General features: G+C 38.2%; 13 protein-coding genes and 1 pseudogene. All 14 read right to left on the bottom strand.

The genetic code is table 11. From position 1 onward, the window contains the following. Nucleotides 1–57: 57 nt before the first annotated feature. The 14 genes and pseudogenes from RE409_RS12020 to hutU all read right to left on the bottom strand — a co-directional run bounded on the left by RE409_RS12020 (nucleotide 58) and on the right by hutU (nucleotide 16,747). Nucleotides 58–1,053, bottom strand: a complete 996-nt coding sequence (locus tag RE409_RS12020; protein ID WP_309559033.1) for a 5-oxoprolinase subunit C family protein — start codon at nucleotides 1,051–1,053, stop codon at nucleotides 58–60. Further along, complete coding sequence (gene pxpB / locus RE409_RS12015; RefSeq protein ID WP_376111246.1) at nucleotides 1,050–1,817, bottom strand: 5-oxoprolinase subunit PxpB; 768 nt, start codon at nucleotides 1,815–1,817, stop codon at nucleotides 1,050–1,052. The genes RE409_RS12020 and pxpB overlap by 4 nt, the downstream gene beginning before the upstream one ends. 13 nt (nucleotides 1,818–1,830) lie before the next feature. Beyond that, nucleotides 1,831–2,622 (bottom strand): putative hydro-lyase, encoded by a 792-nt coding sequence (locus tag RE409_RS12010; protein WP_309559032.1) that lies wholly within the window; start codon nucleotides 2,620–2,622, stop codon nucleotides 1,831–1,833. A gap of 76 nt (nucleotides 2,623–2,698) precedes the next feature. Then, nucleotides 2,699–3,838 carry an NRAMP family divalent metal transporter gene (locus RE409_RS12005; protein ID WP_309559266.1) on the bottom strand — a complete coding sequence of 380 codons (1,140 nt, stop codon included), beginning with the start codon at nucleotides 3,836–3,838 and terminating at the stop codon, nucleotides 2,699–2,701. 118 nt (nucleotides 3,839–3,956) lie between these two features. Then, complete coding sequence (gene pxpA, locus RE409_RS12000) at nucleotides 3,957–4,718, bottom strand: 5-oxoprolinase subunit PxpA (protein ID WP_201180862.1); 762 nt, start codon at nucleotides 4,716–4,718, stop codon at nucleotides 3,957–3,959. A 468-nt stretch (nucleotides 4,719–5,186) separates the two neighbouring features. Then, a complete protein-coding gene (solA, locus tag RE409_RS11995; protein WP_309559030.1) occupies nucleotides 5,187–6,311 on the bottom strand; it encodes an N-methyl-L-tryptophan oxidase in 1,125 nt (374 codons plus the stop codon). A 173-nt stretch (nucleotides 6,312–6,484) separates the two neighbouring features. Then, nucleotides 6,485–8,042: pseudogene (hutH, locus tag RE409_RS11990) on the bottom strand (histidine ammonia-lyase). A 93-nt stretch (nucleotides 8,043–8,135) separates the two neighbouring features. Then, the gene (locus tag RE409_RS11985) at nucleotides 8,136–9,521 is read right to left on the bottom strand and encodes an MFS transporter (protein ID WP_309559029.1); all 1,386 of its coding nucleotides are present in this window, start codon (nucleotides 9,519–9,521) and stop codon (nucleotides 8,136–8,138) included. A 517-nt stretch (nucleotides 9,522–10,038) separates the two neighbouring features. Continuing rightward, nucleotides 10,039–10,185, bottom strand: a complete 147-nt coding sequence (locus RE409_RS11980; protein ID WP_162878834.1) for a hypothetical protein — start codon at nucleotides 10,183–10,185, stop codon at nucleotides 10,039–10,041. Nucleotides 10,186–10,257: 72 nt separating this feature from the next. Beyond that, a complete protein-coding gene (locus tag RE409_RS11975; protein WP_201180865.1) occupies nucleotides 10,258–11,550 on the bottom strand; it encodes a Glu/Leu/Phe/Val family dehydrogenase in 1,293 nt (430 codons plus the stop codon). Between the two features lie 409 nt (nucleotides 11,551–11,959). Beyond that, on the bottom strand, nucleotides 11,960–13,282 hold the full coding sequence (locus RE409_RS11970; protein WP_309559028.1) for an MFS transporter: 1,323 nt from the start codon (nucleotides 13,280–13,282) through the stop codon (nucleotides 11,960–11,962). Nucleotides 13,283–13,361: 79 nt separating this feature from the next. Further along, nucleotides 13,362–13,625: a hypothetical protein gene (locus RE409_RS11965; RefSeq protein ID WP_207196331.1), complete on the bottom strand. Its 264-nt coding sequence runs from the start codon at nucleotides 13,623–13,625 to the stop codon at nucleotides 13,362–13,364. 186 nt (nucleotides 13,626–13,811) lie between these two features. Next, nucleotides 13,812–15,071 (bottom strand): imidazolonepropionase, encoded by a 1,260-nt coding sequence (hutI, locus tag RE409_RS11960; RefSeq protein WP_201180868.1) that lies wholly within the window; start codon nucleotides 15,069–15,071, stop codon nucleotides 13,812–13,814. Continuing rightward, a complete protein-coding gene (hutU, locus tag RE409_RS11955) occupies nucleotides 15,068–16,747 on the bottom strand; it encodes a urocanate hydratase (RefSeq protein WP_309559027.1) in 1,680 nt (559 codons plus the stop codon). Before hutU ends, hutI begins: the two co-directional genes overlap by 4 nt. Between the last annotated feature and the right edge of the window lie 31 nt (nucleotides 16,748–16,778).

The raw sequence follows: 16,778 nt of genomic DNA, 5'->3' as shown, positions 1-16,778 counted from the left end.
AAGTGCCCTTTTAATAAGAGTACTCTCTTCCTTTTGCTACTTCTTGATGTGAAATAACTATATAATATGCTGTTTTTTTAGAGCTAATGAAATTGAAACCTTTAATTCATTTAATTGTTGTTCTTTTTGAAGGAAAAGCTGCTCAGCTTCTTTTAATGATACTCGTGAAAATTGAATAGCTTCCCCTGGTTTGACCTGAGCAATTAATGGTAAATCTGCAGTTATCACTTGAGCTATCTTAGGATACCCTCCCGTTGTTTGGCTATCCGCAAGAAGAATGATAGGGTTTCCATCAGGAGGAACTTGAACAGACCCGTTAGTTACTGCTTCAGACAATAGCTCACGTTTTTCTTGTAACTCCAGCAAAGGGCCTGATATTCTATAGCCCATACGATCAGATTGGTTTGAAACTTTAAACAAATTCTCTGTAAAACTAACTTTACTAGAGGCCGTAAAATAATCGTACTGGCTTCCATCTATGAAACGAATAACTGGCATGCGACTTGGCATAAACTCCTTTTCATTGACAAACCACTTTGGAGCGGTAAACGCTTCCTTAAACTTCCGGTTATCTAGAATAGTAGAAGTTTCATTAAAATCCACAACATCATCTACTTTTAATGCTCTTCCCTTATAGCCGCCAATTTCCCCTCTTAAATATGTACTTTTACTATTCATAACTGTAGAAATAGCGTATCCTCCCGCTACAGACAAATAAGCCCTACAACCTGATTTACATCCAGCGAATCGAAGAATCGTGCCTTTTTTTACATAAACAGGCTTCCACATTGGAACAGCTTGACTGTCAATAGTAGGTGATAAATTTCCACCTGTTATCGCGATCAAGCAATTTTTTTCTATTTTAAGAGTCGGACCCATTAACGTAATTTCCAGGGCCGCTTCACCTTCTTTATTGCCAACTAACATATTGGCAATTCGTAGGGAATATGCATCCATTGCCCCGCTTACAATCACTCCATGTTGCTGAAATCCTTTTCTTCCAAGATCCTGTATACTAGTTAATAATCCCGGCTTGATTACACGCAGGCTCACTGTAACCCCTCCTTTAGAATAATTTCTTTATACTCTTGATTAGAAATTGGATGGAATTTCACAATGTCTCCTGCTTGTAATAAACTTGGAGGATTTACATTTGGTAAAAATAGTTTGGTTGGCGTTTGTCCAATTAATTGCCACCCTCCAGGTGTTGATATAGGATATACACCCGTTTGCATACCTGCAATTCCAACTGCCCCTGTTGGTATGGTCATTCTTGGAGAAGATCGTCTAGGCGTTGAAATTTTTTCTGATAGTCCACCGAGAAATGGAAAACCTGGTGCAAATCCAATCATATAGGCTAGGTACTCACCGTTTGAATGAATATGGATGACTTCATCAGTAGATAAATTATTATAACGAGCTACATATTCCAAATCCGGGCCATATTCATCCCCATAACATACAGGAATAGAAACTGTTCGATGTGTCAGCTTTTTATCTTCTTTTAACCACTGTAGTTTCCTTTCCAGGATAGAACGAACCACTTCATATGGAGAAATTAATTCATCGTTATTGCTTTGTTTTTGTTTCTTATAGATAACTAGAGGATCATAAAAAACTGTCAAATTTGTAAAAGCCGGCACACATTCTATATATCCAACAAAAGGTTCATCTTCAAGCAAATCCATAAACATTTTAATTTTTTTGTGAATGTCGTATTTAATTTCATTCCCAAATGTAATCACGATTGCAGAATCGCCTAAGGGAGACAGTACGCATGTAGTATTATTCAAAAGCTTTTCCGGCATAGAACTCATCTCTTTCTGTTAGTTATAAAACGCCTAATTTTTCATCACGAATATCCGTTATAAACATATGTCCTGGTGCATGCGTAATCATAATCGCCGGTTTTGTTTCCATTGCGATAGATTGAGGCGTTACTCCACAAGCCCAGAAGACCGGCACTTCTCCTTCACGAATCGTTACTGCATCACCAAAATCAGGCTGCTGTATGTTAGAAACACCAATCGCCCCCGGATCTCCAATATGGATTGGACCACCATGAACAGCAGGAAAACGCGATGTAACTTGAGCCGCTCGCACCACATCTTGCTGAGGAATCGGACGCATGCTTGCTACCATTTTCCCGTGAAATATCCCTGCTTCAATACATGAAATATTCGTTTTATACATCGGTACATTACAGTCCTCTTCAATATGACGAATGGAAATATCATTGTTTAAAAGGGCATGTTCAAATGTAAAGCTGCAACCGATTAAAAATCCAACCATATCATCTTCCCAATAATCTGAAATATCCGTTACTTCTTCCACTAATTCACCATATTTATATATACGATATTTTGGAATATCTGTACGTATATCACCAGACTTAGCAGCAAATTTAGGAATAGGAGAACCAATTTCTGTTACGTCTAGAAGTGGACAAGACTTAGGATTACGCTGACAAAATAATAAAAAATCAAAAGCATGCTCTTTTTTTAAGATGGCTAAGTTTGCTTGTGCATAGCCGGTTGCCATTCCAGCAGTCGGTTTAATCAATTCATTGTTGCGGATCATTGCGCGCAATTCAGCCGGGGTTGCTTGCGAAAGATTAATCATATTATACATCTCCTATAAGTAACTAGCAGTTTTTCACAAACTGCTAGTCGTAATAATTAGATTGAATCTATAGTTATTAAAATAGTGATGGTAGTTGAGTAATTAATGTATATCCACCCATTAACGCCATAACAATGACCACAAATACACCTGATATCGTTAACCATAAAGGATGTTTATAATCACCCACAATATTCTTCTTATATGCCGCAATTAAAAGTGTACCAAGTGCAATTGGTAAAATCAGACCATTAATTGCCCCCACTACAAGTAGTACTTTAACTGGTTGGCCAATTAACAAAAAGCAAATTGTTGAAACGACTATAAAGGCAATTATAATCCAGTTCGCCTTTTTATTTATTTTTTCACTGAATGTTCTGACAAACGAAACAGAGGTATATGCAGCACCAACTACTGATGTGATTGCTGCAGCCCACATAACAACACCAAAGATCTTATAACCAACATTTCCAGCAGCAAGTTGAAAAACGGATGCCGCAGGGTTTCCTGAATCAATTTGTAAGCCTTTAGATACAACACCTAGAACTGCTAAAAATAATGCAACTCGCATAACTGTGGTTATTAAAATACCCATTACTGAACTCTTTGTGACTTCTGGCAGTGCTCCGACACCTTTCACGCCTGCATCCAATAGACGATGCCCACCAGCAAATGTAATATACCCACCTACAGATCCTCCAACTAAAGTAACAATTGCGATAATATCAATCTTATCGGGTACAAATGTTCTTACTACTGCTTCACCAACTGGAGGGGATGTTGTCCAAGCAACGTACACCATCAAACAGATCATGAACACGCCGGCAATTTGTGTAAAACGGTCCATCGCTTTACCTGCTTCTTTTACAACAAAAATTAATATTGCAATGACGGCACTAATTGCCGCCCCAACAGTTGGGGAAATTCCAGTCATCGCATTTAGACCAAGTCCAGCTCCTGCGATGTTCCCTATATTAAATGCTAGCCCACCCATAACTATGAGTGCCGCTAGAACATAACCTAGTCCTGGAAGAACCATGTTTGCAATCTCTTGTCCTCGTTTTTCAGATACAGCAATAATGCGCCATACATTTGTTTGTGCAAAAATATCAAGAATAACTGAAATAAGAATAACAAACCCAAAACTTGCTGCAAGACTTTGGGTATATACAGTTGTCTGCATTAAAAAACCTGGCCCTATGGCTGATGTTGCCATAAGAAATGCTGCACCTAGCAATAATGTCCGGTTAGTTTTTGGCTTAGAATGATTTTTTTTCTGGTCAGTTGTTGTATTTTTGATTGGCTCCAATGGAATCTACCCCCTAGATATGATTTTATATAGAAATAGACTTAACTGTAATTTCAGATATTTCTAAGGATTTTTTTACATGACGAGCAAAGGTTAAAGCATGTTCTCCGTCCCCATGAATACAAATTGTATCTGCCTTTAAAGTCACATCAGTTCCTTGCTGTGACAAAACCTTTCCTTCTTTAACCATTCGAATAACTTGTGCAACAGCATCATCATCATTTTCTATCAATGCATACTTTTCCATTCGAGAAGTCAATGAACCATCCTGCTGATAAGTTCGATCCGCGAACACTTCACTAGCAGTTTGTAATCCAATGGTCTGTCCAGCACTTATTAGTTCACTTCCCGACAAGCCAAATAAAATGAGCTCAGGATTAATTTTGTATACAGCTTCAGCAATGGCAAGAGACAACTCTTTATTCTTTGCCGCCATATTGTACAAAGCACCATGTGGTTTAACATGTTGCATACTCCCGCCCTCTGATTGCAAGAAGCCATTTAATGCACCAATTTGATATACAACAATATCATAAGCTTCCTGTGGAGAAATATTAATATTGCGTCGGCCAAAACCTATTAAATCTTGTAATCCAGGGTGGGCACCAATTTTGACATCTTTCTCTAAAGCAAGTTGAACCGTTTTTCTCATAACGGTCGGATCACCAGCATGAAAGCCACAAGCAACATTGACAGATGTTACATAATCCAAAATCTCTTCATCATTCCCAATTCGATATGTGCCAAAACTCTCTCCTAAATCACAATTCAAATCAACTGTATTCATTGAACACTCCTCCTATTTACAGAAATTTCGAAAATTAAAACTTATAAATATGTAGAAAATCTGTATTTCACTTTCATTCAATTTCACAAATCCCGAAATTCGGAATTAGTGTTTCATATTTCGGAATATTCTCATTCTAGCATGTTTTTTTTATTTCGACAATATAATTTGTTAGCTAACCTAACATATGTTTTTGTATTTTTTATTAACCTTGAATATATTGATATATTCTTCAATTGATACAGAAGATTATTCTATATAGATTAAAGTAAAAAAATAATCTATAGGTGTAATAACAATTAACCAGTAAAAACAAATGCTAAGGCATTTTCCAATAAAAAAAGCCGTTTTTTCCTTAGATAAGGAATCAACGACTTGGATTTTCATTCTATATGTAGGTTCATGTTAAACTTGCGACTTTGTATTTTCATCCCGATAGCAAAATATTTTTTTCAAGTCTTCTCATTTTTAATTAAATCGATTTATAGAAAATACTGAGATATCATTCTCACTCTTACCTGAAATAATTAGGTCACTTAAAATCTCTCCAATAACACTACTGAATTTAAACCCGTGCCCAGAGAAACCTGCTGCAATAGCAATGTGTGGATAATTAGGATGGGTATCCACTATAAAGTTCTCATCAGGGGTCATTGTATAGATGCAGTTTTTCCCATATTTTATTTTTTGACCGGTAGGCATAAATTGTTGTAGGAACTGTACCAAATCTCCCTCATCTTCATCCAATTCACCAAACCCTGCTATAGAATCATCAGGATTAATGTAATTTCCCCCATCATGTCTCCCTAATTTTAAACCACTGTCATTTATACTTGGAAAGCCATAGTATGTACCTACAGATGTATCAAAAGTGAAGGCCGGAAAGTTTTTGTAATTATATAATTCATTTGCTTCAAACCATGCAAATGTTTTTCTGATAGGGGCTAGAGGAACATTTAAGTCTAACATCGCTAAAAGTTTTGGTGACCATGCTCCCGCTGCAACAACTAATGCTTCTGCGTAGAAAGTCTGTTCATCAGTTTTAATCGTGACCCCATTTCTATGAACACATATCTTCCTTACTTGGCTATTCACAATGATGTTAGCACCATGTGACTCCGCAAGTTGTTGATACGCTCGAATACACTCTTCACTTTTTAACACACCCGAAGTCGATTCAAAGCAACCAATATAATCTTCTGGTAGTGAAATACCTGGCCATCTTTTATGGATTTGATTTGAATCTAGGATTTCTAAAGGTAAATTAAATTTATTTGAACTTGCGATTACTTGCTTAATAAATGTGGATTTTTGACTGCCTGCATTCAGTACACCTGTTGGAAGAAATAACTGTTTATCCGTAAGTTTTTCTAAGTCATTCCATAGTTTTTGAGATTTAAGTGCCAAAGAAACATACTCTTCCCCTTCACCATAAGCATGTCTTATAATTCTTGTTTCTCCATGATGACTGCCCTTATTATGAGGAGGAACAAAAGAGTCTAATAATAATACCTTTTGTCCATTTTTAGATAGGAAATATCCTGCAGACATTCCCATAGATCCAGCTCCTATTACAATTACATCATAATGCATTTTTTCTTTACTCCTCCTATATTAGGTGATTAAGCATTTTAGATAGTATAGTTGGGAAAAAACTATGCTTTCTGCTATAAGCGTGATGATAATAAATTCCTAACTTGATGAAAGATAAAAAAGGAAGCCGCTTTACTTAGATTGGTTAGAGTAAAACAGCTTCCACTATAGTTTTAGAACTCAATTTCACCAACCGCCATTTCGACTAGTTTGACTATTTCTCCTTCGTGAATTTGCTCATAAACGGTTTCGATATCAGGATAAAAAAATCGATCTTCTTTTACCATTGGGACTTGGTCGCGTATTAAATGGTACACACTTTCCGTAATCGGCGACGGTTTCAAGGGGTGATGAAAATCCATTGCTTGCGTGGCCGTCATAAGCTCAATGGCTAAAATATATTCAAGTTTCTTTGAAATCTGATATGCTTTCTTCGAAGCATAATAGGCAAAACTTATCAGGTCTTCTTGGTTAGCGCATGTTGGGACATTATCTACGGTTGCAGGATGTGAAAGAACTCTAATCTCATTCAATAGTCCCGCAGCTGTATATTGTGGAATCATGTAGCCGCTATTTAACCCTGGATTAACTACTAAGAAATTAGGAAGTTCACTAAGGTGATGGTTTACTAGACGATCAATTCTTCGTTCGGTAATTTTCGCTAAATTCGCTAAGGCAATGCACATCGTATCCGCGTAGATTCCTACGTAGGAACCATCAAAATTTCCACCCATGAGTGCAATTCCATCTTCCTCTTCCGGAAATATAATTGGATTGTCACTTGCAGAGTTCATCTCATTCTCAATAGTAACCGCAGCGTCCTTCAATACTCTCTTTATGGCACCATGAACTTGTGGAATACATCGTATGCTAAGCATCTTGTAATCTATGTTCCTTGTATGTATCAATGATTTGGCTGCCCTCAAGTATTCTTGTTACATTTCTGGCTGTCTTAGCCTGTTCCTCATGTTTCTTTACGGTGTGGGAACGGGGATCAAATGCTTTAATTGTACCTTTTAGCACTTCTAAGGACATAGCCCCTGTAATGTCGGCAGTTTTCGCTGCTTGCATGCTATTGTATAAGGCCAAGATAGCCATCGCTGTGACAGAAGTAGTTCCACTTGTAAGTGCCAATCCTTCTTTAGCACCCAACGTAACAGGTGCTAATCCAGCTTTCTCTAGCGCTTCTATTCCAGGGATGAGCTCATCTTTATACCATGCCTTCCCCTCTCCAATCACTACTAAGGCCATGTGAGCTTCAGGAGAAAGATATCCCACTGACCCATCACCTGGAACAAACGGAATAATATCGTGATTTAAAAGTGAAGCAATTAGATTTAATACTTTTAATCTGACTCCTGAAAAACCTTGACCTAAATTCACAAGAATCATCAATTGAATGGCTCTCACTACTTCTCTTTCTAGAGGCGGTCCAACAGAAACTGCATGAGAACGAATAATATTTCGTTGAAGAGTTTCTGCATCTTCAGAAGAAATTACCTCTGTCATATTACTGCCAAATCCTGTTGTTACACCATAAATCAATCGATTTTCATCTAAAAACTTGTCTATTAGGCTACGGGATTTATCCACCCTATCACAATATGTTTGAGTAAAGGAAACGCTCGCCCCATATCTAGCAACCGCAATCACTTCTTGGATTGAGATAGCACCATCCCCAAGTACAACCTCTTTAATATCTTTAGGGTGTATACAATTTATTGTTGTCATGATCCAACACTCCTCCCCTTTCGAAAATATATTCAAGATTAAACAAGGAGACGATAGTAACGTTTCTTCTCAATTATTTACTAGAAAATAATCTTATGTTATTTTCTTATTTTCTGTAAAGAGAATATCGGTTCCCTTCGGAGAGTTACCCGCTTCAAGCAAAGGATCACTTGCTTCATGTAAGGAAAGATTCTTCGTTTCAGGTGCCCAGGCAATCGATACAATCAAACCGATTAGCAGAACTACAGCCATACCAATCATTGAAGTACCCAATCCGAATGAATTTAGACTAATAGGCAGCAGAAATGTTCCAATTGCAGAACCAATCCGACTAATTGCTGTTACCATACCTATTCCAGATCCACGAATCTCAGTTGGAAATAGCTCTGCTGGGTATACTAATGTAAGGTTTGATGCTGCTGACATGAAAAAAGTAAAGATCAAGAAGGCTATCAACATTAAGAACTGAGAACCATTGTGTAAGAAGCTGAGTGAAAACAATGAAATAGTAAGGATTGTAAAAGCCCCGATGGTAAATCCTCTACGTGAAAATTTCGCAAGCAACCAAAGACCAACAATTGCCCCAACAAGCAAGAATAGATTTAACATTGTATCGGCAAAAAAGTTTTGTTCAAAACCCATTGTACTTAGTATGGACGGTAGAAAGGTGTAGATTGCAAAGTACGGAATAACAAGAGTTAATTTGAATATTCCACCAAAAGCCAAACGCTTACGAAGCTTTTTACTGAAAAGCCCACGAAATCCTAGAGTCTTTTGATTTTCAGCACTAGTAGTCGTTTCTCCCATTTCAACGTTCGATCCAAGGTGTTTCTTTACAATCTGGCGAGCTTCTTCGACACGCCCCATGCTGACAAGCCATCTTGGTGATTCAGGCGTTCCTATCCGTAAGATTAAAACCACAATAGCGGGAATAGCAGCACTAACAAGCATCCAACGCCATGAGTCTGAACCAACCTGTCCCAAGTAATGACCCACAAAGTTTGATGCTACATATCCAAGCGTCCATACTACGTTTATAGACGCGAGGAGCGAGGAGCGATACTTTTTTGGTGAAAACTCGGCGAGTAAAGTCGTACCGACAGCGTAATCTCCTCCAAGTCCAAAACCAATTAGTAACCGTAAAATCAAAAGCTCTTCTGGACTACTAACAAAAAATTGTAAAATAGTAGCAATCGTGATAAGTAAAAAGTTTACGAGAAAGATTTTCTGTCTGCCTATACGATCAGAAAGCCTTCCAAGTACCAAAGCTCCCGCAAAAAGACCGACTAATGCAGAACTTCCGATCAATCCCGTCCACATTGCATTTAGCTCCAATTGAGGACCAAGTACTGTCAGAGCCATCGCGATGATTCCAAGTGAATAACCATCACAGAAGCTTGATCCAAAAGTAAGGCCAGCAATACGAAAATGAAACTTTTTAAATGGTGCATCGTCAATCGTGAATTTTTGTTCGCTCAAAGAATCCCCTCCATTTTTAGATTTTTCAGATATATCAACTTAAAAAAATACTTTACAATGAAATATCAGTTAGGACATATTCCAACAAAATCACTAAATTTTCCGGCCTCCGCAACAACTAATTCAAAATGAATAATCTATATACAAAATGCCAACTCCAGCATGCTGTACTATACATTCATTATTTCACCATTTGTTATCGCTTTGATATATTTTTACCTCCTAGCTATGAACCTAATTTTATTATGAAAATCTCACAAAAAATATTATAAATTAATGATTATCTTATTATTTATATTATAATATTATATTTCTATTGTATTTTTATTAAAAAACACAAAACATTTATAAATATAAACACTTATAACGAAAATTTCGCTAGTATTATCTCTTTTGTGCCAAACTAATGTAACTCAAGTATTATAGATTTCATCATTTTGCAAATACTTTCAACTATCCTCAATTTTCTATAAAAGAGTCTTCTACCAAATCACCTATGGAACCGAAACTATCATGATTAAGCTAAACAATAATCATTGAAATAAATGACTTCACTAAGGATTTTACACCCTTGTATTCTCTCGAATTTTGCCCGTGCTTCCTTTTCAGTGTCATACTCAAACATTTTTATACTGTTCTTCGCATGGACAGTGATTATCCACATAAAAATTCCCTCCCCTTAGAAGATTTTATTTTAAACCCCTTATTTTCCTATTTAAATAGAGATTTTCACATTTTATACCCAGCCACGGAAAGACGAAGCTTCAGCCGACTTTTTAATTCCAACCATATAGGCGGCTAAACGCATATCCACTTTATAAACCTGTGCGTTTTGATATATATTTTCAAAAGAATCAATCATTACTTTACGCAGTTTTTCAACAACCTCTTCCTCTGACCAATAATACCCTTGATTATTTTGAACCCATTCGAAGTAAGAAACAGTTACCCCACCGGCACTTGCCAATATATCCGGAACAAGGAGGACTCCTCTTTCATCCAATATTTTGGTTGCTTCGAGGGTTGTTGGCCCATTTGCTGCCTCCACCACAATCGATGCCTTAATACGATGGGCATTTTGTGCTGTAATCTGGTTTGAAATAGCTGCCGGTACAAGAATGTCACATTCTTTTTCAAGTAATTCTTGATTCGTAATAACATTGGTAAATAAGTTCGTTACTGTTCCAAAACTATCACGTCGATCAATCAAATAATCAATATCAAGTCCTTTTGGATCATAAAGAGCACCATTTGCATCAGAAATGCCGATCACCATAGCTCCTGCATTATGCATAAATTTTGCCAGAAAGCTCCCTGCATTCCCAAAGCCTTGAATAATGATGCGTGCACCATGTAAGTCAATGCCTTTTTTCTTTCCCGCTTCTTCAATGCAAATAGTTACGCCACGTGCAGTAGCCGTTTCACGACCTTGTGACCCTCCTAATACAATCGGTTTTCCTGTTATAAATCCAGGAGAATCGAATTCTCGAAGGCGGCTGTACTCATCCATCATCCACGCCATTATTTGAGAATTCGTATACATATCAGGTGCTGGTATATCTTTTGTAGGGCCAACAATTTGGCTAATAGCACGAACATATCCACGACTTAATCTCTCAAGTTCTCCAAACGACATTACCCTTGGGTCGCAAATAATACCACCTTTTCCCCCGCCGTAAGGAAGATCAGTAATGCCGCACTTTAAACTCATCCAAATGGATAATGCTTTTACCTCATTTTCATTTACTTCTGGATGGAAGCGAACGCCTCCTTTCGTAGGTCCTACAGCATCATTATGTTGAGAACGGTAGCCGGTGAAAACTTTAACAGAACCATCGTCCATTTTGACAGGTATACGAACTGTCAGCATTCGAAGAGGCTCTTTTAATAATTCAAATAATTCGTTTGAGTAACCTAGTTTATTCAGCGCCTCTTTGATGACCGTTTGTGTTGAAAGAAATAAATCGAGTGATTCATTTTCCTTTTTCTGTTCCTCGGATAAGCTCTCCGAAGTCTTTATAATTGACATGATATCCACCCCATTATTAGTAATTAAATTTATCCCTCGTTGTCTTTTCTATTGCAGTGGAGGATTAAACCTATTTAGAAAAACAATTTTGAGACGCATCATACAAATAGAACATTTGCTTTGTGTCTCGTACTAATCCATGAAGCGGAAATCAAGAGAAAGGATGTGTATAGGATTATCAAAAAAGAAAACATCCAATGCAACATCCACTTATCTTGGATTAAGAAGCTAATCCAACCTCTCTTATATCAATATTTATTGTTTCTCTTTTAGCATCATCTTACAAAAAAGGAGCAATCGCCGTAACCATTGCTCCTTATAAGCTGTAAGTTCTTATTTATTGGTCTTAATCTCTTCTTTCTAATTTACTTTCTTTGTTGAAACCCTATTTCCTAGAAAGACTATGTTTTTAACTGACCATATCATTGGTTGATTTAGACGAGTTACTTTGTTTACCTGGTTTCACAAAAACCATGGCTATCATTCCTATTGTTACTGCAATGGATGCTGCAATAAACATTGCATTATATCCATGTTTTGCTACAAGACTTCCTGTTAGGGTCGGTGCAATAATAGTAGCTAGATTCGCAATAAAATGAGTTACTCCCCCAAAAGTTCCTGCTTTATTTGGCTCTGTATCAAGAACAACAATCCAATAGATAGAATTTGGTAAATAATTAAAGGCATTGCCTATACACATTAATGCAAGTACTGCTGCTGCACTCTCAACAGTTGGGATCAACATAAAACAAACAGCTGTACAAAATAAGGAAACTACTGTGAACCAAGATCTAGCAAAACGTAAATTCCCTGTTTTTCTACGTAATATATCCGAGATTTTACCACCTAATAATCCAGTGATAATAGCTCCTACCCAGGGAATCATACCAATATATGAAAGAGATGAAAGTGAATAATTAAATTCATCTTGCAGATATTTGGGAGTCCATGTAAGTAATAAAATATTTACATATAAAAAGGCAAAATATCCAATGGCATTCATTACTAACGTAGGGTTTTTAAAAAAATGGTACCACGGTACATTTATTTGTTCGTCTAATTTCGTTTCGCCTTTAATTAATATATCTGCACTTCGAATTTCTTCTAGTTCGGTTTTCGAGACTCTTGGATGATCTTCAGGTAGGTTTGTAAATACTTTGTTCCAAATTACTACCCAAATAAAACCTAATAAACCGAGAATAACAAATGTTACTTTCCAGCTAGTGAATGTTAGAAGACCTACTACGATGGGTGCAGTAATTAATGCTCCAATTGGCGTCCCAACTAATCCAAGTGCTACAGCAAACCCTTTTTCTTTAGGAGATACCCAGTTTGCCATAGTTCGGTTCATTGTTGATAAGGTAGGTCCTTCAGCGAACCCAAATAAAACACGAAACACCGCAAATCCTGCCAATGCAGAACCTCCAAATAATGCTGCACCTATATGACCTGCGAATATTGTCCCAATTTCAAAAAAAGACCATGTAGTTCCAGCAATGATCCACATAAATTTAGGACCTTTCTTATCTGCTAAAGCACCACCAAATAGCGCTCCGAATATATAACCATATCCAAAATATCCTAAGATTGCTCCCCAACTTACTGGATCTAAATTGAACTCCTTGATGATTTCAGCTTGGGCATATGAAAGTGCACCTCTATCAATATAATTTATGATTGTAATAAGAATAATCATAAAAATAATAAAATAACGATATTTATTTCTCAACATGTAGTTCCCCCCTTGATGTGTGATAGAGAGCAGCAATACTTACTGATTTTAAACATAAAAACTGTAATCATAAGACCCTTTATCTAGTCTGTATTAGCAACCTGTAATAAATTGCAGCCATGCATACCCTGACTTTGACTGTTTCGGCACCCGTATAGGCTTTGCTCGGATCAAGACAGACAAAATCAATTTGCATGACAATCGTGTGCTGGCCAATATCTAGTAAAATATCAATCAACTCATTAGCTGGCATTCCACCTTGGGTAGAAGCATGTACACCCAGCGCAGCTAAAATATCAAGTATATCTCCTTCATTGACAATTCGGAATTCTGTTAGATCCACTTTTTCATCCAAGTTGTAGGTAACAAAGCCTATTCACATCCGCCGAAATTTCAGCGGATATAAAGAGGCTCCTGATACACTGATTGAGGACCGTGAAATGGGTGCTCCATAAAGGATAAGGTAAGGCGTATCTTCTTCTGGTACATTCCAAGATCATCAGGCTTTTGAAGCCATTCTTTCTCTATATTATTTCACCACTTGTACGCCTTTTTTCCATACGGACTTAACGTGGTTAACTCCAAATAAATATTGCAATTCCTGATAGTTTTCTACATTCCATAAAACAACATCTGCTTGTTTTCCGACTTCCAGCGATCCTACCTTTTCCTGCCTATTGATCGCACAAGCAGCATTATATGTCGCCGCCGTTAATGCTTCTGCTGGGGTGAGCCGCATCGAGATGCATGCTAGATTCATAACCAGGGGCATAGAAGTCGTCGGTGAGGACCCGGGATTGCAATCCGTCGAAATGGCCACCGCTACACCTTCATCTATCATCCGTCGTCCTGCAGCCGCCTCTTCACGTAAATACAGAGCTGTTGCTGGAAGGAGGCAGGCAATCGTTCCTGATTTGGCCATATCTTGAATGCCCTCTTCTGAAGCTTTCAATAAATGCTCGGCTGAAATAGCTCCTATTTTCGCAGCTAATTCTGCGCCACCATAAGACTCAATTTCATCAGCATGAATTTTAGGAATCAAACCGTAATTTTTTCCCGCCTCTAGAATCCGCTCCGATTGTTCAGGTGTAAAGACGCCTTTTTCACAAAATACATCATTAAACTCTGCCAGCTTTTCTTTTGCTACAATGGGAAGCATTTCATTAATCAAATGATCGACAAAGTCATCTTCACGACCTTTAAACTCCTTCGGCACCGCATGTGCTCCCATAAAAGTTGGAACAAGATCAATAGGGTGCTTTTCCTGAAGCTTTTTCATCACACGCAACTGTTTCAACTCAGTTTCCAGATTCATACCGTAACCGCTTTTCCCTTCCACCGTTGTCACACCATGAGCGAGAAACGAATCAAGTCGACGTATGGTTTGTTCCATCAATTCTTCTTCACTTGCTTCCCTTGTCATACGGGTGGTTGCATGGATACCGCCACCCGCATTCATAATGTCCATATATGTTGCACCTTCAAGACGCATTTCAAATTCACTTGCTCGACTCCCGCCATATACAACATGCGTATGGGGATCCACTAGACCCGGTGTTACAAGGTGGCCAGACGCATCGAAAACTTCAGCTTCATGCAATCTATCTGCATAAAGCTCCTCTATTTCTTTAGTCGTACCCACAGCTTGGATCAAGCCATTTTCCATCCACAAGCTGCCATCTTCGATCAATCCAAGGTCAGACATAGCCTCTTTTGAACGAGGACCTTTTTTTTCTGATGCAAGAGTAGCGAGATGTGTGGCATTTTTTATCCAAATTGGTTTTGTCATGACTTATCTTTTCCTTTATCAAGCATTGGGATATTAATGCCCTTTTCACGAGCAGTTTTCTCTGCCAATTCATACCCTGCATCCACATGTCGCACTACACCCATACCCGGGTCTGTTGTCAATACACGTTCAATGCGAGCCCCTGCTTCTTTTGTACCGTCAGCCACAATAACCACACCTGCATGAAGAGAGTAACCCATTCCTACTCCACCGCCGTGATGTACGGATACCCAGGTAGCTCCACCGACTGCGTTCACCATGGCATTTAAAATTGGCCAGTCAGCTACCACATCTGATCCGTCTTTCATAGCTTCAGTTTCACGATTTGGCGAAGCAACAGAGCCTGAATCCAGATGATCACGCCCAATTACTATTGGTGCCTTTAATTCTCCGCTCGCGACCATATCATTTAGAATTTTCCCGAAACGGGCACGCTCGCCATACCCGAGCCAGCAAATCCTAGAAGGGAGGCCTTGGAATTGAATTTTTTCCTGAGCCATTTTAATCCAATTGCATAAATGTTCATTATCTGCAAATTCACGTAAAATCGCCTGATCTGTTTTATATATGTCTTCAGGATCTCCAGACAGTGCTACCCAACGGAAAGGACCTTTTCCTTCACAGAATTGTGGGCGGATATAAGCTGGAACAAATCCAGGGAAGTCAAATGCATTTTCCACCCCTTCATCTTTCGCCACTTGTCTAATGTTATTACCATAGTCAAACGTCACTGCACCTTTTTCCATCATTTCAAGCATTGCTCTTACATGTTTGGCCATAGAAGCTTTAGAGCGTTTTACATACTCTTTTGGATTCGATTTGCGCAATTCAGCTGCTGCTTCAAATGACATACTTGAAGGTGTATAACCGTTTAGTGGGTCGTGTGCAGATGTTTGATCGGTTAACACGTCCGGGATAAAGTTACTAGCAATCATTTCAGGAAGAATGTCAGAAGCATTCCCAATCAGACCAATGGATAAAGCTTTTCCTGCTTGTTTTGCTTCTATAGCTAAACGGATAGCCTCTTCTAATGAATCCGTTTTCACATCCGTGTAACGAGTTTCAATTCTCCGGTCAATTCTTGTTTCATCTACATCAATTCCGATACAGACACCGCCGTTCATTGTTACGGCTAGCGGCTGTGCCCCACCCATACCGCCAAGACCCGCAGTTACTGTGATAGTGCCTCTTAAAGTATTATTGAAATGCTGCTTCGCTAGCTCCGCGAATGTTTCGTAAGTTCCTTGCACAATTCCTTGAGAACCGATATATATCCAGCTGCCAGCTGTCATTTGTCCATACATCATCAACCCTTTTTTATCGAGTTCATGGAATGTTTCCCAATTTGCATAAGCCGGGACAATGTTCGAATTTGCAATAAGTACACGTGGTGCATCGGTATGAGTTTTAAAAATAGCCACCGGTTTTCCAGATTGAACAAGTAAAGTTTCATTGTCTTCCAGTTCTTTCAGTGATTTGACAATTGCATCAAAGCACTCCCAGTTACGAGCTGCTTTTCCAATTCCACCGTATACCACAAGATCTTCTGGGCGTTCAGCTACTTCTGGATCTAAGTTATTCATCAACATTCGAAGAACGGCCTCTTGTTGCCACCCTTTTGTATTCAAATCTGTACCTTCATATCGTATAACCTTGTTTTTTGTATTAGCATTCATTTTTTACAGCCTCCTTGATGTGTTATATTTT

The sequence above is a fragment of the Peribacillus sp. R9-11 genome, from assembly GCF_031345095.1.
Lineage (GTDB): Bacteria > Bacillota > Bacilli > Bacillales > DSM-1321 > Peribacillus > Peribacillus butanolivorans.
The sequence above is the reverse complement of the archived record's forward strand: the minus strand, read 5'-3'. Positions and strand labels throughout refer to the sequence as shown.